This window comes from Pseudomonas sp. 2995-3 (assembly GCF_002742565.1).
GTDB classification, from domain to species: Bacteria; Pseudomonadota; Gammaproteobacteria; order Pseudomonadales; family Pseudomonadaceae; genus Aquipseudomonas; species Aquipseudomonas edaphica.
Genome location: NZ_LJSB01000310.1, coordinates 1 through 256, shown reverse-complemented (window position 1 = coordinate 256; position 256 = coordinate 1). Strand labels below are relative to the sequence as shown.

Annotated in this window: 2 tRNA genes; both read left to right on the top strand. The window is 56.6% G+C overall.

Going from position 1 to position 256, the window contains the following annotated elements:
• Position 1: 1 nt before the first annotated feature.
• A tRNA-Gly gene (locus AOA62_RS25875) sits at positions 2-77 on the top strand.
• Between the two features lie 105 nt (positions 78-182).
• Positions 183-255 (top strand) — tRNA-Glu (locus AOA62_RS25870).
• Position 256: the final 1 nt, after the last annotated feature.

The following is a 256-nucleotide window of genomic DNA, read 5'->3' as shown; positions in this document are numbered from 1 at the left end:
TGCGGGAATAGCTCAGTTGGTAGAGCACGACCTTGCCAAGGTCGGGGTCGCGAGTTCGAGTCTCGTTTCCCGCTCCAATTTACAAGCAATGTGGCCCTCGGGCGGCATTGAGTGAAACCAGGGCATAATCTTCGGATTTAACCTCTGGGCACTGAAACACACACCATGTGTTTCAGTTGTGTGTCCCCTTCGTCTAGTGGCCTAGGACACCGCCCTTTCACGGCGGTAACAGGGGTTCGAGTCCCCTAGGGGGCGC